This is a genomic window from Pseudomonas sp. N-137, assembly GCF_034555295.1.
Classification (GTDB): domain Bacteria; phylum Pseudomonadota; class Gammaproteobacteria; order Pseudomonadales; family Pseudomonadaceae; genus Aquipseudomonas; species Aquipseudomonas rhizophila.
In genome coordinates this window covers 55,130-76,228 of the sequence record NZ_JAXUDQ010000028.1, presented here as the reverse complement: position 1 = coordinate 76,228, position 21,099 = coordinate 55,130, and the positions used below count along the sequence as shown (strand labels likewise).

Sequence of the window (21,099 nt, the reverse complement as noted above, 5' to 3'; positions counted from 1 at the left end):
ACTAATGGCAAAGCGTGACTATTACGAAGTATTGGGTGTCGAGCGTGGTTCAAGCGACGCGGACCTGAAAAAGGCCTACCGTCGTCTGGCAATGAAGCACCACCCGGACCGTAATCCCGACGACAAAGCGTCGGAAGAGTTGTTCAAGGAAGCCAACGAGGCTTACGAAGTACTGTCCGATTCCAGCAAGCGTGCGGCTTACGACCAGTACGGTCATGCCGGTGTCGACCCGAGCATGGGCGGCGGCGGTGCCGGTTTTGGCGGGCAGAACTTTTCCGATATTTTCGGCGATGTGTTCAGCGACTTCTTCGGTGGTGGTCGCGGTGGTGCTCGTGGTGGCGCCCAGCGTGGCAGCGATTTGCGCTACACGCTGGAGTTGAACCTGGAAGAGGCGGTGCGCGGTACCACCGTCAACATCCGCGTTCCCACGCTGGTCAATTGCAAGCCGTGTGACGGTTCGGGCGCCAAGAAGGGCTCCTCGCCCGTCACCTGTCCGACTTGCGGCGGCATCGGTCAGGTGCGCATGCAACAGGGTTTCTTCTCTGTGCAGCAGACCTGTCCACGTTGCCATGGCCAGGGCAAGATCATTTCCGATCCGTGCGATTCCTGCCACGGCGAAGGGCGCGTCGAAGAGTACAAGACGCTGTCGGTGAAAGTGCCGGCCGGTGTCGATACCGGTGACCGCATCCGTTTGTCTGGCGAAGGCGAGGCGGGTGCCCAGGGCGGTCCGACTGGCGACCTGTACGTGGTCATCAACGTGCGTGAGCACGCGATCTTCCAGCGCGACGGCAAGCATCTGTTCTGCGAGGTGCCGATCAGTTTCGTCGATGCGGCCTTGGGCGGTGAGCTTGAAATCCCGACCCTCGATGGTCGCGTGAAGCTGAAAATCCCCGAGGGCACGCAAACCGGCAAGCAGTTCCGGATTCGCGGCAAGGGTGTTGCGCCGGTGCGTGGCGGCGGTGCGGGTGACCTGATGTGCCGTGTTGCGGTGGAGACTCCGGTCAATCTGAGTCGGCGTCAGCGCGAATTGCTGGAAGAGTTCCGCAGCTCGCTGGCGGACGATAACAGCCACTCCCCGAAAACCACCGGTTGGTTCGAAGGCGTGAAGCGCTTCTTCGGCGATCTGTAAGGAGCTCGCATGCGACGTATAGCTGTGATGGGCGCTGCCGGGCGCATGGGCAAGGCGTTGGTCGAGGCGGTGCAGCAACGCTCGCCGCTCTCGGGCCTGACAGCCGCTATCGTCCGGCCCGACAGTACGCTGGTCGGTGCTGATGCGGGCGAGCTGGCCTCCCTGGGGCGTATCGGGGTGCCGATGTCCGGTGGCCTGGAAAAGGTCTTGGATGAGTTCGATGTCCTGATCGATTTCACCCTGCCGCAAGTGATGCTGAAAAATCTGGCCATTTGCCGCAAGCATGGCAAGGCCATGGTCATTGGCACGACCGGGCTGGATGCTGCGCAAAAGCAGTTGCTGGCCGAGGCTGGCAACGATATTCCGATCGTTTTTGCGGCGAACTTCAGCGTGGGTGTGAATCTGTCGTTGAAGCTGCTGGAGATGACGGCTCGGGTTCTGGGTGACGATGCGGATATCGAAATCATCGAGGCTCACCACCGGCACAAGATCGACGCGCCTTCGGGCACGGCCCTGCGCATGGGCGAAGTGATTGCCGATACCTTGGGTCGCGATCTGCAGAAGGTGGCCGTCTACGGGCGCGAAGGGCATACCGGTGCCCGGGAGCGCGACACCATCGGTTTCGCCACGGTTCGTGGTGGGGATGTGGTGGGGGATCACACCGTGCTGTTCGCCACAGAGGGCGAGCGTCTGGAGATCACTCACAAGGCGTCAAGCCGCATGACCTTCGCCAAGGGTGCGGTGCGTGCCGCGTTGTGGCTGGATGGTCGCGAGGCTGGTCTGTACGACATGCAGGATGTTCTCGACCTGCGTTGATGTTCCGGTGTGCTGTCTGGCAAACCTTTTGCCAGACGCAGCGCCAGAAAGCGGGGTTCAGGTTATACTGAGCCCCGTTTTACACCGCCTCGCGACGACCTGTCGCATTCCCCTGCCTTTAAGGCTCATTAGCGGTGGACCAAAAAAGCCTTTTTCTGTAAGCTACAGCTTTAGTGTGTCCACTAAAAGCGCGCAGAATAATTCAGTGAACAAGCGGGGTGACGTGTCCATACGTCACTCCGCTTTTTTACAACCTGCGATCGCCCTTTCAGGCTTTATTTACGGGAGGTCTTCTTGACTAAGCCAGCCATACTCGCCCTTGCTGATGGCAGCATTTTTCGCGGCGAAGCCATTGGAGCCGACGGCCAGACCGTTGGTGAGGTGGTGTTTAACACCGCAATGACCGGCTATCAGGAAATTCTTACCGATCCTTCCTACGCCCAGCAAATCGTTACTTTGACTTACCCGCACATCGGCAACACCGGCACCACGCCGCAAGATGCCGAGTCCGATCGTGTCTGGTCCGCCGGCCTGGTCATCCGTGATCTGCCGCTGGTAGCGAGCAACTGGCGTAACACCATGTCCCTGTCCGACTACCTGAAAGCCAACAACGTTGTGGCAATCGCCGGTATCGACACCCGTCGCCTGACCCGCATCCTTCGCGAGAAGGGCGCGCAGAACGGCTGCATCATGGCTGGTGACAACATCACCGAAGAAGCCGCCATCGCCGCTGCCCAGGGCTTCCCTGGCCTTAAAGGCATGGATCTGGCGAAAGTCGTCAGCACCAAGAAGCAGTATGAGTGGCGCTCCACGGTCTGGGACTTGAAAACCGACAGTCACGCGACGATCGAGGCTTCCGAGCTGCCGTACCACGTGGTTGCGTACGACTACGGCGTCAAGCTGAACATCCTGCGCATGCTCGTGGAGCGTGGTTGCCGCGTGACCGTGGTGCCGGCGCAAACTCCGGCGGCAGATGTCCTGGCCCTCAATCCTGACGGCGTGTTCCTGTCCAACGGCCCGGGTGACCCCGAGCCTTGCGATTACGCGATCCAGGCGATCAAGGACGTGCTGGAAACCGAGATCCCGGTGTTCGGCATCTGCCTCGGTCATCAGTTGCTGGCCCTCGCTTCGGGCGCCAAGACCTTGAAAATGGGGCACGGCCACCACGGCGCCAACCACCCGGTCCAGGACCTGGATACTGGCGTGGTGATGATCACCAGTCAGAACCACGGCTTTGCGGTGGATGAGGCGACCCTGCCGGCAAACGTGCGGGCGATCCACAAGTCGCTGTTCGACGGCACGCTGCAAGGCATCGAGCGTACCGACAAGAGCGCATTCAGCTTCCAGGGCCACCCTGAAGCGAGCCCTGGCCCGAACGATGTAGCGCCGCTGTTCGATCGCTTCATCACCGAGATGGCCAAGCGACGCTGACCGCGTGAAGCCTGAGGGCGGCCCCGAAACCGGTGGTCCCCTTGGGCGCTGCAAAGATTGTTCGACGGCCTAGCCGACTGACCTGCGGATTTGAGTGACAAACCCATGCCAAAACGTACAGACATAAAAAGCATCCTGATTCTCGGCGCTGGCCCGATCGTGATCGGCCAGGCCTGCGAATTCGACTACTCCGGCGCCCAGGCCTGTAAAGCCCTGCGCGAAGAGGGCTATCGCGTCATCCTGGTGAACTCCAACCCGGCCACCATCATGACCGACCCGGCCATGGCCGACGCCACCTACATCGAGCCGATCAAGTGGCAGACCGTTGCCAAGATCATCGAGAAGGAGCGCCCGGACGCACTGCTGCCGACCATGGGTGGCCAGACTGCATTGAACTGCGCCCTGGACCTGGAACGTGAAGGCGTCCTGGAGAAGTTCGGTGTGGAAATGATTGGCGCCAACGCCGACACCATCGACAAGGCCGAAGACCGTTCGCGCTTCGACAAGGCGATGAAATCCATCGGCCTGGACTGCCCACGCTCGGGCATCGCCCACAGCATGGAAGAAGCCAACGCCGTCCTGGAACGCCTCGGCTTCCCGTGCATCATCCGTCCGTCCTTCACCATGGGCGGCACCGGTGGCGGCATCGCTTACAACCGTGAAGAATTCGAAGAAATCTGTGCCCGTGGTCTGGATCTGTCGCCGACCAAAGAGCTGCTGATCGACGAATCCCTGATCGGCTGGAAAGAATATGAAATGGAAGTTGTCCGCGACAAGAAGGACAACTGCATCATCGTCTGCTCCATCGAAAACTTCGACCCGATGGGTGTGCACACCGGTGACTCCATCACCGTCGCACCCGCCCAGACGCTGACTGACAAGGAATACCAGATCCTGCGTAACGCCTCCCTGGCGGTACTGCGCGAGATCGGCGTGGAAACCGGCGGCTCCAACGTCCAGTTCGGCATCTGCCCGAACACCGGTCGCATGGTGGTCATCGAGATGAACCCGCGGGTATCCCGTTCCTCGGCCCTGGCCTCGAAAGCCACCGGCTTCCCGATCGCCAAGGTCGCGGCCAAACTGGCTGTGGGTTACACCCTGGACGAACTGTCGAACGACATCACCGGTGGCAAGACCCCGGCGTCTTTCGAGCCGTCCATCGACTACGTCGTCACCAAGCTGCCACGTTTCGCCTTCGAGAAATTCGCCAAGGCCGACGCCCGCCTGACCACTCAGATGAAGTCGGTCGGTGAAGTCATGGCCATCGGCCGGACCTTCCAGGAATCCCTGCAGAAGGCTCTTCGCGGTCTGGAAGTAGGTGTTTGCGGCCTCGATCCGAAGCTGGACCTGAGCCACCCGGACGCCATGAGCGAGCTCAAGCGTGAGCTGACCGTGCCGGGCGCCGAGCGGATCTGGTACGTGGCGGACGCCTTCCGTGCCGGCATGACCGTCGAGCAGATCTTCGGCATGAACATGATCGACCCTTGGTTCCTGGTGCAGATCGAAGATCTGATCAAGGAAGAAGAGAAGGTCAAGACCCTGGGCATGTCCAGCATTGACCACGACACGATGTTCCGCCTCAAGCGCAAGGGCTTCTCCGACATGCGCCTGGCAAAACTGCTGGGTGTGACCGAGAAGAGCCTGCGCAGTCATCGTCACAAGCTTGAAGTGTTCCCGGTCTACAAGCGCGTGGACACTTGCGCCGCCGAATTCGCCACCGACACTGCTTACCTGTACTCCACGTACGAGGAAGAGTGTGAAGCCGCGCCGTCGACGCGTGACAAGATCATGATCCTGGGTGGCGGTCCTAACCGGATCGGCCAAGGCATCGAGTTCGACTACTGCTGCGTGCACGCGGCACTGGCCCTGCGCGACGACGGGTACGAGACCATCATGGTCAACTGCAACCCGGAAACCGTGTCCACCGACTACGACACCTCTGATCGCCTGTATTTCGAACCAGTGACCCTGGAAGACGTGCTGGAAATCGTCCGTGTCGAGAAGCCAAAAGGCGTGATCGTCCAGTACGGTGGCCAGACCCCTCTGAAACTGGCGCGTGCCCTTGAAGCGGCCGGTGTGCCGATCATCGGGACCAGCCCGGATGCCATCGACCGCGCCGAAGACCGTGAGCGCTTCCAGCAGATGGTTGAGCGTCTGAACCTGCGTCAGCCGCCTAACGCTACCGTGCGCAGCGAAGACGAAGCGATTCGCGCCGCCGCCAAGATCGGTTACCCGCTGGTGGTGCGGCCGTCCTATGTACTGGGCGGTCGGGCGATGGAAATCGTTTACCAGGAAGACGAACTCAAGCGCTACCTGCGCGAAGCGGTTCAGGTGTCCAACGACAGCCCGGTGCTGCTGGACCACTTCCTCAACTGCGCCATCGAAATGGACGTGGATGCGGTCTGTGACGGCAAGGACGTGGTGATCGGCGCGATCATGCAGCACATCGAGCAGGCCGGTGTTCACTCCGGTGACTCCGCTTGTTCGCTGCCGCCTTATTCGTTGCCGGCCCACATCCAGGACGAAATGCGCGAGCAGGTCAAGAAAATGGCCCTGGAGCTGGGCGTGGTCGGCCTGATGAACGTGCAACTGGCCCTGCAGGGCGAGGACATCTACGTCATCGAAGTCAACCCGCGCGCGTCCCGTACCGTACCGTTCGTCTCCAAGTGCATCGGTGTGTCCCTGGCGATGATCGCTGCACGGGTCATGGCCGGTAAGACCCTGAAAGAGCTGAACTTCACCAAGGAAATCATTCCGAACTTCTACAGCGTCAAAGAAGCGGTGTTCCCGTTCGCCAAGTTCCCTGGTGTGGACCCGATCCTCGGCCCTGAAATGAAGTCCACCGGCGAAGTCATGGGCGTGGGCGATACCTTCGGCGAAGCTTTTGCCAAGGCCCAGATGGGCGCCAGCGAAGTTCTGCCAACTGGCGGCACGGCGTTCATCAGCGTGCGTGATGACGACAAGCCGCTGGTTGCAGGCGTGGCCCGTGATCTGATCAACTTGGGCTTCGAAGTGGTCGCCACAGCCGGTACCGCCAAGCTGATCGAGGCGGCTGGCTTGAAGGTGCGCCGCGTGAACAAGGTGACCGAGGGGCGTCCGCACGTGGTCGACATGATCAAGAATGACGAAGTCACGCTGATCATCAACACCACCGAAGGTCGCCAGTCGATCGCCGATTCGTATTCCATTCGTCGCAACGCGCTGCAGCACAAGATCTACTGCACCACGACCATTGCTGCGGGCGAAGCTATCTGCGAAGCGCTCAAGTTCGGTCCCGAGAAGACCGTGCGTCGCTTGCAGGATCTACATGCAGGATTGAAGGCATGAGCATAACCAAGTACCCGATGACGGTTCAGGGCGCGAAGGCCCTGGAAGAAGAACACGCTTTCCTGACCAAGGTCGAGCGTCCGCGCTTGAGCCAGGCGATTGGCGAAGCGCGTGAGCTGGGCGATCTCAAGGAAAACGCCGAATACCACGCTGCCCGCGAGGAGCAGGGTATGGTCGAGGCGCGAGTCCGTGATATCGAAGGTCGCATGCAGAATGCCGTGATCATCGATGTCACGACGATCCCGCACACTGGCAAGGTCATTTTCGGCACCACAGTGGAAATCGCCAACGTTGAGACTGATGAAAGCGTCACTTACCAGATCGTTGGTGAGGACGAGGCGGACATCAAGCTTGGCAAGATTTCCGTCGGCTCCCCCATTGCTCGTGCCTTGATTGCCAAGGAAGAGGGCGATGTAGTGGTTGTGAAGACGCCGGGTGGTGTCATCGAGTATGAGATTGTCGAAGTCCGTCACATCTGAGCGAAGGCGTCCGCTGCGAGCCGGCGCCATGATCTGGCAGCTCACCCAGATGTTGTGGGTGGGCGGCGTCTGGTTGTTGCACGTCGGTTTGCTGCCGGTGCTGGGTCGAATCGGCCTGGCACCGCTGCTCATCGATGAAATCGCAGCTATGCTGACGTCGCTTCTGGTGGGTTTTTCCTCGGCATGCGTAGTGTTTCAGGCTTTGGTGCTGGTTCAGGCCGAGGGCCTTGACAGTCTATGGCGCGACATTCGTGGGCAGTTGCTGCTCATGTCGTTGTATGCGTGCGGGATGTTTCTTGCTGTACGTCTCGGCTGGCCGGATGCGAGCCTGTGGCAGGTATTCAGCTACCTGGTGCTGGGTTTTTCCGGGTTGGTGCTGGTGTTGCAACCGGTACCCGGATGGAGCAGCAGGGTGCGCGAAGCACACCCTTGACCCTTTGGCATTACTTGAAGCGGTGAACGTTCGACAGTTGCTTGTTGACGCTGAAATTCTTGCGATAAATCAGTGCCATCTTGCCGATGACCTGCACCAGGTCTGCCTTGCCGGTCTTGCACAGTTCGGCAACGGCAGCCAGGCGGGCTTCGCGATCGAGAATATTGAGCTTGATCTTGATAAGCTCATGATCGCCCAAGGCGCGTTCCAGCTCAGCTAGAACACCTTCAGTCAAACCGTTGTCAGCCACAGTCAAAACCGGTTTCAGATGGTGGCCAATGGATTTGTATTGTTTCTTCTGCTCTTGAGTGAGCGGCATAATCTGACCCCTGCGTCTGATCTTGTAAAAAGCGGCGGCCAGTTTACCCGAGCGAGTCCGGGACCGCCCAGTTAATCACGACCCGTTTTATTTTTTAGAGGTGGCCCGTGGCCCGTTCCAAGACTAGCCAGAACTGGCTCAGAGAGCATTTCAACGATCCGTACGTCAAAATGGCGCAAAAAGACGGCTATCGTTCTCGTGCCAGCTATAAATTGCTCGAAATCCAGGAAAAGGATCGTCTGATCCGCCCTGGCATGACCGTGATCGACCTTGGCGCCGCGCCGGGGGGGTGGTCTCAGGTGACCAGTCGTCTGATCGGCGGTCAGGGGCGATTGATTGCTTCCGACATCCTGGAAATGGACAGCATCCCCGACGTGACCTTCATCCAGGGCGATTTCACCGAAGACGCCGTGCTGGCGCAGATTCTCGAGGCTGTCGGAAATACGCAGGTTGACCTTGTGATTTCCGATATGGCCCCCAATATGAGTGGATTGGCGGCTGTCGACATGCCTCGAGCAATGTTCCTCAGCGAGCTGGCCCTGGATCTTGCCGGGCGGGTGTTGCGCCCAGGTGGTGATTTTTTGATCAAGGTCTTCCAGGGTGAAGGTTTTGATGAGTACCACAAGGGGATGCGCAAGCTGTTCGACAAAGTGCAGATGCGCAAGCCATTGTCGTCGCGCGATCGCTCTCGTGAGCAGTATCTGCTGGCGCGGGGCTTCCGGGGAATTGAAGGCGCAGCCAGTGATGAGCGTCTTTGATAAAGGCCGATAGTTTTTTTTGTCTCGCCTTGCAAGAGCCGTGTTACGAAAATTACGCGGTCAGAGTTTCACAAAGGGTTACAGACGGCGCCTGCCAGAGTCGTAGGTAATGTAGTAAGTTAGGCCGGTGAATATCATGCGAAGCGCGCGCCAGTAGCGGAGCTTGCTTCAGAGGGTAGTTAATTGAACGATATGGCAAAGAATCTGATCCTGTGGTTGATCATCGCCGCTGTCCTTGTGACCGTGATGAACAACTTCTCCAGCCCTAACGAGCCGCAGACCCTCAACTATTCCGACTTCATCCAGCAAGTCAAGGATGGCAAGGTCGAGCGCGTTGCCGTCGATGGTTATGTGATTACCGGCAAGCGCACCGATGGCGACAGCTTCAAGACCATTCGTCCGGCGATTCAGGACAACGGCCTGATCGGCGACCTGGTGGACAATCATGTCGTGGTCGAAGGCAAGCAGCCTGAGCAGCAGAGCATCTGGACCCAGCTTCTGGTGGCCAGCTTCCCGATCCTGGTGATCATCGCGGTGTTCATGTTCTTCATGCGCCAGATGCAGGGCGGTGCCGGTGGCAAGGGCGGGCCGATGAGTTTCGGCAAAAGCAAGGCCCGACTGCTCTCTGAAGACCAGGTGAAGACCACCCTGGCCGACGTCGCCGGGTGCGATGAGGCCAAGGAAGAGGTCGGCGAGCTGGTTGAATTCCTGCGTGATCCGGGCAAGTTCCAGCGCCTGGGCGGCCGTATCCCGCGCGGCGTGCTGATGGTTGGTCCTCCGGGTACCGGTAAAACCTTGCTGGCCAAAGCGATTGCCGGCGAAGCCAAAGTGCCGTTCTTCACGATTTCCGGTTCCGACTTCGTGGAAATGTTCGTCGGTGTGGGCGCCAGTCGTGTGCGTGACATGTTCGAACAGGCCAAGAAACACGCGCCTTGCATCATCTTCATCGACGAAATCGACGCTGTCGGTCGCCATCGTGGCGCCGGCATGGGTGGTGGTCACGACGAGCGCGAGCAGACCCTCAACCAGTTGCTGGTCGAGATGGACGGTTTCGAAATGAATGACGGCATCATCGTGATTGCCGCCACCAACCGTCCGGACGTGCTCGATCCTGCGCTGTTGCGTCCAGGCCGTTTCGACCGCCAGGTCGTGGTGGGGCTGCCGGACATTCGTGGTCGCGAACAGATCCTCAAGGTTCATATGCGCAAGGTGCCGATGGGTGACGACGTCGCTCCGGCAGTGATCGCTCGTGGTACACCGGGTTTTTCCGGTGCCGACCTTGCGAACCTGGTCAACGAGGCGTCGCTGTTCGCTGCTCGTACCGGCAAGCGTGTCGTTGAGATGAAAGAGTTCGAACTGGCCAAAGACAAGATCATGATGGGCGCGGAGCGCAAATCCATGGTCATGTCCGAGAAAGAAAAGCAGAACACGGCGTATCACGAGGCGGGTCACGCGATCGTTGGTCGTGTGGTGCCCGAGCATGACCCGGTCTACAAGGTCTCGATCATCCCGCGCGGTCGTGCCTTGGGTGTGACCATGTTCCTGCCGGAAGAAGATCGTTACAGCCTGTCCAAGCGTGCGCTGATCAGCCAGATCTGTTCGCTCTACGGCGGCCGTATTGCCGAAGAAATGACACTGGGCTTTGACGGTGTAACCACCGGCGCGTCCAACGACATCATGCGTGCCAGCCAGATCGCCCGGAACATGGTCACCAAGTGGGGCCTGTCCGAAAAACTGGGCCCACTGATGTACGCCGAAGAAGAGGGTGAAGTGTTCCTCGGTCGTGGTGGCGGTGGCCAGCACGCAAGCTTCTCTGGCGAGACGGCAAAGCTGATCGACTCTGAAGTACGCAGCATCATCGACCAGTGCTATGGCACCGCCAAGCAGATCCTCACGGATAACCGTGACAAGCTCGACGCCATGGCTGATGCCCTGATGAAGTATGAAACCATTGATGCCGAGCAGATCGACGACATCATGGCAGGTCGCGAGCCTCGCGAGCCTCGTGACTGGTCGGGCGGCGGCACCGGTACGTCCGGTACGCCTCCGGCGGTACAGGGCGAGCGTCCGGAGACACCGATCGGCGGTCCGGCTGCTGACGTTTAAGGCTTGAAATGACTTCTGTTCAGTCCTCAACCCGGTTGCCTTGCGGCAACCGGGTTCTTGATTTGTCCCATGTCCATGTCATGGGCATTCTCAATGTCACTCCCGATTCCTTTTCCGATGGCGGTCGATTCAGTCAGCTTGATGCTGCGTTGCGGCATGCCGAGGCGATGGTCGTCGCCGGCGCAACGCTGATCGATGTCGGCGGTGAGTCGACCCGGCCAGGCGCGCGGGCAGTCTCGCCCACCGAAGAGCTGGAGCGGGTGGCGCCGATTGTCGAGCGCATTCATCGCGAACTTGATGTCATCATCTCGGTGGATACATCCACGCCCGCGGTCATGCGTGAGACTGCACGGCTTGGAGCGGGGGTGATCAACGACGTTCGCTCCTTGCGGCGCGATGGTGCCCTGGATGCCGCAGCGGCTACGGGGTTGCCGGTGTGTCTGATGCATATGCTGGGCGAGCCCGGAACGATGCAGGACGACCCGCACTATCATGATGTGACCAGGGAAGTCGGAGAGTTTTTGGTGGAGCGCCTGGATCAATGTGCCGCCGCAGGTATTCCTGCGCAGCGGATCATTCTTGATCCCGGGTTCGGCTTTGCCAAGACGCTGGCTCACAATCTGAGCCTGTTCAAACATATGGAAGCCTTGCATACCCTGGGGCGGCCCCTGTTGGTCGGGGTTTCGCGAAAGAGCATGATAGGCAATGCCCTGGGTCGTCCCGTGGGGGAGCGCCTGTACGGCGGTCTTGCGCTGGCGGCCCTGGCTATTACAAAAGGCGCACGCATATTGCGGGTGCATGATGTGGTCGAAACGATGGATGTTGTGCGGATGATCGCAGCAGTGGATTCAGCCGAATAAGAATGACGGAGCACTTATGAGCAAGAAATACTTTGGCACCGACGGTATTCGTGGTCGGGTCGGCGAATACCCCATTACCCCTGATTTCATGCTCAAGCTCGGCTGGGCTGCCGGTATGGCATTCCGCAAGATGGGCGCCTGCAAAGTGCTGGTTGGCAAGGACACGCGAATTTCCGGCTACATGTTCGAATCGGCGCTCGAGGCCGGCCTGACTTCGGCGGGCGCCGATGTGATGCTGCTCGGTCCGATGCCGACGCCGGCCATTGCCTACCTGACGCGTACGTTCCAGGCCCAGGCAGGCATCGTAATCAGTGCTTCGCACAACCCGCATGATGACAACGGCATCAAGTTCTTCTCCGGCCAGGGTACCAAGCTGCCGGATGATATCGAGCTGATGATCGAAGAGCTGCTGGACGCGCCGATGACTGTGGTTGAGTCGAGCAAGATCGGTAAAGTGTCGCGGATCAACGATGCGTCAGGTCGTTATATCGAGTTTTGCAAAGGCAGCGTGCCCACCGGTACGAGCTTTTCGGGTCTGAAAATCGTCGTCGATTGTGCTCATGGTGCGACCTATAAAGTCGCGCCAAGCGTATTTCGCGAATTGGGAGCAGAGGTTGTCGTGCTCTCCGCCCAGCCTAACGGGCTGAACATCAACCACAACTGCGGCTCCACTCATACCGAGGCGCTGCAAGCGGCCGTGCTGGCCGAGCAGGCTGATCTCGGGATTGCCTTTGATGGTGACGGTGACCGGGTTCTGATGGTCGATCACACCGGCACTGTCGTCGATGGTGATGAGCTGCTGTTCATCATTGCTCGCGATCTGCACGGGCGCGGCAAGCTGCGGGGCGGCGTGGTCGGGACGTTGATGAGCAATCTCGGGCTCGAGTTGGCCCTGGTGGACCTGGATATTCCCTTCGTGCGGGCCAACGTCGGTGATCGCTATGTGATCTCGGAGCTGCTGGAGCGCAATTGGGTGATCGGTGGCGAGAACTCCGGGCATATTGTTTGTTTTGACCACACCACCACTGGCGATGCGATTATTGCTGCCTTGCAAGTGCTGATGGCACTCAAGGCGCGCAATGAAGGGCTTGCGCAGTCGCGTCAGGCGTTGCGCAAATGTCCGCAGGTGCTGATTAATGTGCGTTTCGGCGGTGGTGCGAACCCTCTGGAGCATGCGACGGTCAAGCAGGCTAGCGAGCGCGTAACACAGGCTATGGCCGGGCGTGGGCGCGTGCTATTGCGCAAGTCTGGTACCGAGCCGTTGGTGCGGGTCATGGTCGAAGGCGAGGATGAAGCACAGGTCCGCGGTTATGCTGAAGAGCTGGCGAAGCTTGTTAGTGAAGTTTCTGCCTGAATTCGGCTTGCCAGTCATCAATCGGTTGGGTAACATCTGCGCCCACTTTGACCGACGAGGTACAGCATGCGTCGCCCTATGGTAGCTGGTAACTGGAAGATGCACGGTACCCGCGCCAGCGTCGCTGAGCTGATCAAAGGCCTTCGTCATCTGGCCTTGTCAAGCGGTGTTGACGTCGCGGTATTCCCGCCTTGCCTGTATATCAATCAAGTGGTTGATGGTTTGAAAGGCAAGTCGATTGCGGTTGGTGCGCAGAATTCCGCGGTGGAATCCATGCAGGGCGCGTTGACCGGTGAAATTGCGCCGAGTCAGCTGGTGGATGCAGGTTGTTCCCTGGTTTTGGTCGGGCATTCCGAGCGCCGCATGATCATGGGCGAGCAGGACAAGACCTTGATCCGCAAGTTTGCTGCGGCCCAGGCCTGCGGTCTGATTCCGGTGTTGTGCATAGGTGAAACCCTTGTGCAGCGTGAAGCCGGTAAGACCCTTGAAGTTGTCGAGCGTCAGCTGGGCAGCATCATCGAGGAGCTGGGTGTCGGTGCTTTTGCAAAGGCGGTCATTGCTTACGAGCCGGTCTGGGCCATTGGCACCGGGCTGACTGCTTCGCCGCAACAGGCGCAGGATGTGCACGCCGCCATCCGCGCGCAGTTGGCGGCAGAGAATTCTGAAGTGGCACGAGGTGTGCGGCTTCTATACGGCGGCAGCGTGAAGGCGGCCAATGCGGTCGAACTGTTCGGCATGCCGGATATCGATGGGGGGCTCATTGGTGGAGCGTCCCTGAATGCAGATGAGTTCGGTGCGATCTGTCGCGCCGCGGGAAACTGAAAAAATGCTGGAAACAGTCGTAGTCGTTTTTCATCTGCTGGGTGCATTGGGTGTAGTTGCCCTGGTATTGCTGCAGCAGGGTAAAGGTGCGGATGCTGGTGCGTCTTTCGGTGCAGGTGCTTCAAATACTGTGTTCGGAAGCCAAGGTTCCTCTACCTTTCTTAGTAAGTTTACTGCTATACTTGCCGCCGGTTTCTTCATAACCAGCTTGGGGTTAGGTTACTTTGCTAAAGAGAAGGCTCAAGAGCTGACTCAAGTAGGTTTGCCAAATCCAGCAGTGTTGGAAGTACCAAAGCAACAACCGGCTTCTGATGATGTACCGGTGCTTCAAGAGCAACAGTCGGCCAATCCGGCGACTGACGTGCCTCCAGCTCAAGAGCAGAAGTAAGAAGGTTTCAAACGCTGTATTGCCGAGGTGGTGGAATTGGTAGACACGCAACCTTGAGGTGGTTGTGCCCATAGGGTGTAGGGGTTCGAGTCCCCTTCTCGGTACCAATTATCAGGAGAGCCCGCGATTGCGGGCTTTCTTGTAGGTGGAAGGGTTACATTGACCCTGTAAGGGATCGGTCGTATACTTCCGCCCCAGCTTTGTCGCGGGATGGAGCAGTCTGGTAGCTCGTCGGGCTCATAACCCGAAGGTCGTCGGTTCAAATCCGGCTCCCGCAACCAGTTTCAGGGGCCCCTTCCAAGGGGCTTTTTGTTAGCTGGACACTTTATAACGCCGCTGTTCAACGGCGTTTCAGGGATGGGCTATTCGCCCATTTTTTTTTATTTGCACAGCATGCACAAACATGCACGAGGGGGTTCAGGTGTCGAGCAAGCTAGAACAGTTGCAGGCCTTGTTGGCCCCGGTGGTCGTGGCCCTTGGCTATGAATGCTGGGGTATTGAGTTTTCGGCTCAAGGTCGCCACTCACTGTTGCGCGTTTATATCGATAAGGAAGGCGGCGTATTGGTGGATGACTGCGCCATCGTCAGCCGTCAGATCAGCGGTGTATTGGATGTCGAAGATCCAATCACTTCCGAATACACCCTTGAAGTTTCCTCGCCTGGCATGGAACGCCCTCTGTTCACCCTTGAACAGTTCGCTTCGTTTGCCGGTGAACAAGTGAAGATCAAGCTGCGCTCGCCCTTCGAGGGTCGACGCAACTTTCAAGGCCTTCTGCGCGGTGTAGAAGAGCAGGATGTCGTGGTGCAGGTAGAAGACCATGAGTTCCTGTTGCCGATCGATATGATCGACAAGGCCAACATTATTCCCAGTTTTGACTGATACGTGCCAGATACTGCGGATCCCGCGGATCCAATGGCTTGCGAAAGGCGAGGCGTACGATGAGCAAAGAAGTACTGCTGGTTGTTGAGTCGGTATCCAATGAAAAGGGCGTACCGGCTAACGTTATTTTTGAAGCGCTGGAGCTGGCTCTGGCCACTGCTACCAAGAAGCGGTTTGAAGACGAAGTTGATTTGCGTGTGGAAATCAATCGCCACACCGGTGCCTATGAGACTTTCCGTCGCTGGACGGTCGTCGAAGAAGCCGACCTGGACGATCCGGCTATCGAAACCTGGCCAAGCAAGGTTGCAGAAACGCATCCTGGCGCCAAGGTAGGTGATGTAGTCGAAGAGAAGATCGAATCCATCGAGTTCGGTCGTATTGCTGCGCAGACCGCCAAGCAGGTCATTGTGCAGAAAGTTCGCGAAGCCGAGCGTGCGCAAGTCGTCGATGCTTATCGCGAGCGCCTGGGTGAAATCATCTCCGGCACCGTGAAGAAAGTCACCCGCGACAACGTGATTGTCGACCTGGGCAACAACGCTGAAGCGTTGCTGGCTCGTGAAGACATCATTTCTCGCGAAACTTTCCGGGTTGGCGTGCGACTGCGTGCGCTGCTCAAGGAAATCCGCACCGAGAACCGGGGCCCGCAGCTGATCCTGTCGCGTACCGCGCCGGAAATGCTGATCGAGTTGTTCCGCATCGAAGTGCCGGAAATTGCTGAAGGCCTGATCGAAGTAATGGCCGCCTCCCGTGATCCGGGTTCGCGTGCCAAGATCGCGGTCCGCTCCAAGGACAAGCGCATCGACCCGCAAGGTGCCTGCATTGGCATGCGTGGTTCGCGTGTCCAGGCCGTATCCGGCGAGTTGGGCGGCGAGCGTGTGGATATCGTCCTGTGGGACGACAACCCGGCTCAGTTCGTGATCAACGCCATGTCGCCTGCTGAAGTGGCGGCAATTATCGTCGACGAAGATGCCCATGCAATGGACATCGCCGTTGGCGCAGACAATCTCGCTCAGGCCATCGGTCGCGGTGGTCAGAACGTGCGTCTGGCTAGCCAATTGACTGGCTGGACACTGAACGTGATGACCGAATCGGACATCCAGGCTAAGCAGCAAGCTGAAACCGGCGATATCCTGCGCAACTTCATCGAAGAGCTTGAAGTCGATGAAGAACTGGCGCAGGTGCTGGTGGATGAAGGCTTTACCAGCCTGGAAGAGATTGCCTACGTACCGGTGGAGGAAATGCTCAACATCGACGGCTTTGACGAGGACATCGTCAACGAGCTTCGCGCTCGGGCCAAGGATCGTTTGTTGACCAAAGCCATCGCTACTGAGGAAAAGCTGGCAGACGCCCATCCGGCCGAAGACCTGCTCTCGCTTGAGGGCATGGACAAGGATTTGGCGATGGAACTGGCGGTGCGCGGCGTAATTACCCGCGAAGACCTGGCCGAGCAGTCTATTGACGATCTGCTCGACATCGACGGCATTGACGATGATCGTGCCGGCAAGTTGATCATGGCCGCCCGAGCCCACTGGTTCGAGTAATTAGGCGCGGCCTGAGGAGAGAAGTGCATGACGCAAGTCACGGTGAAACAACTGGCCGATGAGGTCAAAACACCGGTAGAGCGCCTGTTGCAGCAGATGCGTGAGGCAGGTCTGCCGCACACCGCCGCCGAGGAACATGTGACCGACAGTGAGAAGCAGTCCCTGCTGACTCACTTGAAGAGCAGTCACAAGGCGAAAGTGGAAGAACCGCGCAAGATCACTCTGCAGCGTAAAACCACCAGCACCCTGCGTGTTGCCGGTAGCAAAAGCATCAGCGTTGAAGTACGCAAGAAGAAAGTCTTCGTACAGCGCAGCCCGGAAGAAATCGAAGCCGAGCGCAAACGCGAACTGGAAGAACGTCGCGCAGTAGAAAATGCTGCACGTCAGAAGGCTGAAGAAGAAGCCAAGCGTCGCGCCGAAGAAGAAGCGCGTCGCCAGCCTGCTGCTGCGCAATCCGCTCCGGCCGAAGCCGTTGCGGCTCCAGCCCCGGCAGCCGAGCCTGTGCGTGAAAGCGCGCCGGTCCCGGCACCCGCTCCAGCACCTGCGGCCGATACCCGCAAGCGCGACGAACAGCGTCGTCCGGACAAACCACGTGCCGACGACAACCGTCGGGGCAGTGGCGATGGCGAGCGCAAAAACGCTCCTCATCGTGCTTCGGTCAAGGAAAAGGCGCCAGCACCACGCGTTGCGCCACGTACCACCGACGAAGAAAGCGATGGCTTCCGTCGTGGCGGTCGCGGCAAGGCCAAGCTGAAGAAACGCAACGCCCACGGTTTCCAGAGCCCTACCGGCCCTGTCGTGCGTGAAGTGAAAATCGGCGAGACCATCACTGTGGGCGATCTGGCCCAGCAGATGTCGGTCAAGGCTGCTGAAATCATCAAGTTCATGTTCAAGCTGGGTACGCCGGCCACCATCAACCAGGTACTGGATCAGGAAACTGCCCAACTGGTTGCTGAAGAGCTGGGCCACAAAGTGACCCTGGTCAGCGACACGGCCCTGGAAGATTCCCTGGCCGAGTCCCTGAAGTTTGAAGGCGAGGCGGTTTCCCGTGCTCCGGTCGTGACCGTAATGGGCCACGTTGACCACGGTAAAACCTCCCTGCTCGACTATATCCGTCGTGCGAAGGTTGCGGCAGGCGAGGCGGGTGGTATCACCCAGCACATCGGCGCCTACCACGTTGAAACCGACCGCGGCATGGTGACGTTCCTCGACACCCCGGGTCACGCTGCGTTTACCGCAATGCGTGCCCGTGGTGCCAAAGCGACCGACATCGTGATCCTGGTGGTCGCAGCGGACGACGGCGTGATGCCACAAACCATCGAAGCCGTTCAGCATGCCAAGGCAGCTGGCGTCCCTCTGGTGGTTGCGGTGAACAAGATCGACAAGCCGGGCGCCGATCTCGATCGCATCCGTAGCGAACTGTCGGTTCACGGCGTGACTTCCGAAGAGTGGGGTGGCGACACTCCATTCGTACCGGTCTCCGCGAAGATGGGTACCGGCGTTGACGAGCTGCTCGAAGCCGTTCTGTTGCAAGCCGAGGTTCTGGAACTGACCGCTACACCTTCGGCTCCTGGCCGTGGCGTGGTCGTCGAATCGCGTCTCGACAAGGGCCGTGGCCCGGTTGCGACCGTTCTGGTTCAAGACGGTACCCTGCGCCAGGGCGACATGGTGCTGGTCGGTTCGAACTATGGCCGCGTGCGCGCCATGCTCGACGAGAACGGCAAGCCCATCAAGGAAGCAGGTCCTGCTATCCCGGTCGAGATCCTCGGCCTGGACGGCACTCCGGACGCTGGCGACGAGATGAGCGTTGTGGCTGACGAGAAGAAAGCCCGTGAAGTGGCTCTGTTCCGTCAAGGCAAGTTCCGCGAAGTCAAACTGGCTCGTGCTCACGCCGGCAAGCTGGAAAACATCTTCGAGAACATGGGTCAGGAAGAGAAGAAGACGCTCAACATCGTCCTCAAATCCGACGTCCGTGGATCGCTGGAAGCGTTGAACGGCGCCTTGAATGGCCTGGGTAACGACGAAGTGCAAGTGCGCGTGGTCGGTGGCGGTGTCGGTGGTATCACCGAATCCGACGCCAACCTGGCACTGGCCTCCAACGCTGTACTGTTTGGCTTCAACGTGCGTGCCGATGCCGGCGCTCGCAAGATCGTCGAGCAGGAAGGTCTGGATATGCGTTACTACAACGTGATCTACGACATCATCGAAGACGTCAAGAAAGCCCTGACCGGTATGTTGGGCAGCGATGTTCGCGAGAACATCCTGGGTACCGCTGAAGTGCGTGACGTGTTCCGTTCGCCGAAGTTTGGCGCGATCGCCGGTTGCATGGTGATCGAAGGTGTCGTTCACCGTAACCGTCCAATCCGTGTACTGCGTGAAGACATCGTTATCTTCGAAGGCGAGCTGGAATCCCTGCGCCGCTTCAAGGATGACGCTTCGGAAGTCCGCGCTGGCATGGAATGCGGTATTGGCGTCAAGAGCTACAACGACGTCAAGGTCGGCGACAAGATCGAAGTCTTCGAGAAGGTCCAGGTTGCTCGCAGCCTCTGACTCGCGTACTTCAAGAGCCGCACCGGGCAGTCGCATGAACATGCGCTGCCTCTCAGGCGGACTCTAAACGCAACGCCCGGTCTGGCTTTTGTCAGGCCGGGCGTTTGCCGCTTTCAGACCTCACGGGTTTGACCGTGGGGCAGTAACAGGTAACAAGACATGGCAAAAGAATATAGCCGTACCCAACGAATCGGCGATCAGATGCAGCGCGAGCTGGCCCAACTGATCCGTCGCGAAGTCAAAGACCCGCGCGTCGGCCTGGTCACCATTACCGCAGTGGAAGTCAGCCGTGACGTCGGTCATGCAAAGATTTTCATCACCGTGATGGGGCAGGACAGCGCCGAAGAAATCGCCCAAAGCATCAAGGTGCTCAACTCGGCTGCCGGTTTTCTGCGGATGCAGTTGGCCCGTGAGATGAAGCTGCGCAGCGTTCCACAGTTGCACTTCCACTACGACGAAAGCGTCGTGCGGGGCGCGCATCTGTCGGCCCTGATCGAGCGCGCCGTGGCTGAAGACAGTCAGCACCCGGTTGCGGCTGAACCCGAAGACACCAAGGAGTAATCGGTGGCTCAGGTCAAACGTATCCGCCGCAACGTCAGCGGCATCATCCTGCTCGACAAACCGCTGGGATTCACCTCCAATGCGGCGCTGCAGAAGGTTCGCTGGCTGCTCAATGCCGAGAAAGCCGGGCACACCGGCAGCCTTGATCCGCTGGCTACCGGCGTGTTGCCACTGTGTTTTGGCGAGGCGACCAAGTTCTCTCAGTATTTGCTCGATTCGGACAAGGGTTACGAAACCCTGGCGCAACTGGGCAAGACCACCACCACGGCGGACGCCGAAGGTGAGGTGTTGCTGGAGCGGCCGGTGACCGTTGGTCAGGCTGATATCGAGGCTGTGTTGCCGGGTTTTCGCGGACAAATCAGCCAGATACCGCCGATGTACTCTGCTCTCAAGCGTGATGGCCAGCCGTTATACAAACTGGCCCGTGCAGGCGAAGTAGTGGAGCGTGAACCGCGTTCTGTTACTATTGCGCGCTTGGAATTGCTGGCCTTTGACGGTAATACTGCGCGGCTGGCAGTCGATTGCAGCAAAGGCACCTATATCCGCACCCTGGTGGAGGATATTGGTGAAAAGCTCGGCTGTGGTGCGTACGTGGCCGAACTGCGACGGACCCAGGCCGGACCTTTCACGCTAGCCCAGACGGTCACGCTGGAAGAGCTCGAAGCGGTACATGCCGAAGGCGGCAACGAAGCGGTTGACCGTTTCCTGATGCCATCGGACAGCGGCCTGCTGGACTGGCCACTGTTGCAGTTCTCCGAGCACAGCGCGTTCTACTGGCTCAACGGCCAACCGGTACGTGCTCCGGATGCACCGAAGTTCGGCATGGTACGGGTACAGGATCACAATGGCCGCTTCATCGGTATCGGTGAAGTGAGCGAAGACGGGCGCATTGCGCCGCGTCGACTGATTCGGTCGGAATGACCGGAACCAGCCTGTGTAACAGCAGGTTGGCGAGTGTGGCTGTTAACAGGCACGGTCACTACTCATTTATAAATACAGGGATTTGTCCCTGGCCTGTTGGTACGGTTTCCTTGGGAACGGTACCTTACAAGAGGAAAGCCACATGGCACTCAGCGTTGAAGAAAAAGCTCAGATCGTGACCGACTACCAGCAAGCTGTTGGTGATACTGGTTCGCCAGAAGTGCAAGTTGCACTGCTGACCGCCAACATCAACAAACTGCAGGGTCACTTCAAGGCCAACGGTAAAGATCACCACTCCCGTCGTGGTCTGATCCGCATGGTAAACCAGCGTCGTAAGCTGCTGGATTACCTCAAGGGTAAGGACGTAAGTCGTTACAGCACCTTGATCGGTCGCCTGGGTCTGCGTCGCTAATCAGCGATTGCG

Annotated in this window: 19 protein-coding genes and 2 tRNA genes; 20 read left to right on the top strand and 1 reads right to left on the bottom strand. The window is 58.9% G+C overall.

Annotated elements, in window-relative coordinates; genetic code table 11:
* Positions 1-4 precede the first annotated feature (4 nt).
* The 6 genes from dnaJ to T3A99_RS18685 all read left to right on the top strand — a co-directional run bounded on the left by dnaJ (position 5) and on the right by T3A99_RS18685 (position 7,615).
* The gene (gene dnaJ / locus T3A99_RS18710; RefSeq protein ID WP_047229065.1) at positions 5-1,129 is read left to right on the top strand and encodes a molecular chaperone DnaJ; all 1,125 of its coding nucleotides are present in this window, start codon (positions 5-7) and stop codon (positions 1,127-1,129) included.
* 9 nt (positions 1,130-1,138) lie between these two features.
* Positions 1,139-1,945 carry a 4-hydroxy-tetrahydrodipicolinate reductase gene (dapB, locus tag T3A99_RS18705; RefSeq protein ID WP_047229064.1) on the top strand — a complete coding sequence of 269 codons (807 nt, stop codon included), beginning with the start codon at positions 1,139-1,141 and terminating at the stop codon, positions 1,943-1,945.
* A gap of 294 nt (positions 1,946-2,239) precedes the next feature.
* Positions 2,240-3,376 carry a glutamine-hydrolyzing carbamoyl-phosphate synthase small subunit gene (gene carA, locus T3A99_RS18700; protein ID WP_047229063.1) on the top strand — a complete coding sequence of 379 codons (1,137 nt, stop codon included), beginning with the start codon at positions 2,240-2,242 and terminating at the stop codon, positions 3,374-3,376.
* 105 nt (positions 3,377-3,481) lie between these two features.
* The gene (gene carB / locus T3A99_RS18695; RefSeq protein WP_047229062.1) at positions 3,482-6,703 is read left to right on the top strand and encodes a carbamoyl-phosphate synthase large subunit; all 3,222 of its coding nucleotides are present in this window, start codon (positions 3,482-3,484) and stop codon (positions 6,701-6,703) included.
* 2 nt (positions 6,704-6,705) lie between these two features.
* Positions 6,706-7,182, top strand: coding sequence for a transcription elongation factor GreA (gene greA / locus T3A99_RS18690; protein WP_027911987.1), 477 nt, complete (start codon positions 6,706-6,708; stop codon positions 7,180-7,182).
* A 28-nt stretch (positions 7,183-7,210) separates the two neighbouring features.
* A complete protein-coding gene (locus T3A99_RS18685; protein ID WP_047229061.1) occupies positions 7,211-7,615 on the top strand; it encodes a hypothetical protein in 405 nt (134 codons plus the stop codon).
* 10 nt (positions 7,616-7,625) lie between these two features.
* Here the strand turns inward: T3A99_RS18685 and T3A99_RS18680 are convergent, their stop codons facing one another.
* Positions 7,626-7,934 (bottom strand): YhbY family RNA-binding protein, encoded by a 309-nt coding sequence (locus T3A99_RS18680; protein ID WP_003177852.1) that lies wholly within the window; start codon positions 7,932-7,934, stop codon positions 7,626-7,628.
* Positions 7,935-8,041: 107 nt separating this feature from the next.
* Between T3A99_RS18680 and rlmE the strand changes: the two genes are divergently transcribed.
* From rlmE to rpsO, 14 genes are all read left to right on the top strand, one after another.
* Entirely contained in the window at positions 8,042-8,692 is a 651-nt protein-coding gene (gene rlmE / locus T3A99_RS18675; protein WP_047229060.1) for a 23S rRNA (uridine(2552)-2'-O)-methyltransferase RlmE, read from the top strand.
* A gap of 192 nt (positions 8,693-8,884) precedes the next feature.
* On the top strand, positions 8,885-10,798 hold the full coding sequence (ftsH, locus tag T3A99_RS18670) for an ATP-dependent zinc metalloprotease FtsH (protein ID WP_047229059.1): 1,914 nt from the start codon (positions 8,885-8,887) through the stop codon (positions 10,796-10,798).
* A gap of 8 nt (positions 10,799-10,806) precedes the next feature.
* A complete protein-coding gene (gene folP, locus T3A99_RS18665) occupies positions 10,807-11,658 on the top strand; it encodes a dihydropteroate synthase (RefSeq protein ID WP_139049105.1) in 852 nt (283 codons plus the stop codon).
* A gap of 16 nt (positions 11,659-11,674) precedes the next feature.
* Complete coding sequence (gene glmM, locus T3A99_RS18660) at positions 11,675-13,012, top strand: phosphoglucosamine mutase (RefSeq protein WP_160893426.1); 1,338 nt, start codon at positions 11,675-11,677, stop codon at positions 13,010-13,012.
* A 66-nt stretch (positions 13,013-13,078) separates the two neighbouring features.
* Positions 13,079-13,834: a triose-phosphate isomerase gene (gene tpiA / locus T3A99_RS18655; protein ID WP_047229056.1), complete on the top strand. Its 756-nt coding sequence runs from the start codon at positions 13,079-13,081 to the stop codon at positions 13,832-13,834.
* Positions 13,835-13,838: 4 nt separating this feature from the next.
* Positions 13,839-14,222 (top strand): preprotein translocase subunit SecG, encoded by a 384-nt coding sequence (gene secG / locus T3A99_RS18650; protein WP_047229055.1) that lies wholly within the window; start codon positions 13,839-13,841, stop codon positions 14,220-14,222.
* Positions 14,223-14,243: 21 nt separating this feature from the next.
* Positions 14,244-14,329: transfer RNA gene (locus T3A99_RS18645), tRNA-Leu, on the top strand.
* Between the two features lie 97 nt (positions 14,330-14,426).
* Positions 14,427-14,503, top strand: a tRNA-Met gene (locus tag T3A99_RS18640).
* A 140-nt stretch (positions 14,504-14,643) separates the two neighbouring features.
* A complete protein-coding gene (rimP, locus tag T3A99_RS18635; protein WP_025211790.1) occupies positions 14,644-15,102 on the top strand; it encodes a ribosome maturation factor RimP in 459 nt (152 codons plus the stop codon).
* 59 nt (positions 15,103-15,161) lie between these two features.
* Positions 15,162-16,643, top strand: a complete 1,482-nt coding sequence (nusA, locus tag T3A99_RS18630; protein ID WP_047229054.1) for a transcription termination factor NusA — start codon at positions 15,162-15,164, stop codon at positions 16,641-16,643.
* Between the two features lie 27 nt (positions 16,644-16,670).
* The gene (gene infB / locus T3A99_RS18625; protein WP_047229053.1) at positions 16,671-19,193 is read left to right on the top strand and encodes a translation initiation factor IF-2; all 2,523 of its coding nucleotides are present in this window, start codon (positions 16,671-16,673) and stop codon (positions 19,191-19,193) included.
* A gap of 159 nt (positions 19,194-19,352) precedes the next feature.
* Complete coding sequence (rbfA, locus tag T3A99_RS18620; RefSeq protein ID WP_003177871.1) at positions 19,353-19,754, top strand: 30S ribosome-binding factor RbfA; 402 nt, start codon at positions 19,353-19,355, stop codon at positions 19,752-19,754.
* A gap of 3 nt (positions 19,755-19,757) precedes the next feature.
* Positions 19,758-20,675 carry a tRNA pseudouridine(55) synthase TruB gene (truB, locus tag T3A99_RS18615; protein ID WP_076383530.1) on the top strand — a complete coding sequence of 306 codons (918 nt, stop codon included), beginning with the start codon at positions 19,758-19,760 and terminating at the stop codon, positions 20,673-20,675.
* Positions 20,676-20,817: 142 nt separating this feature from the next.
* Complete coding sequence (gene rpsO, locus T3A99_RS18610) at positions 20,818-21,087, top strand: 30S ribosomal protein S15 (RefSeq protein WP_024684882.1); 270 nt, start codon at positions 20,818-20,820, stop codon at positions 21,085-21,087.
* Positions 21,088-21,099: the final 12 nt, after the last annotated feature.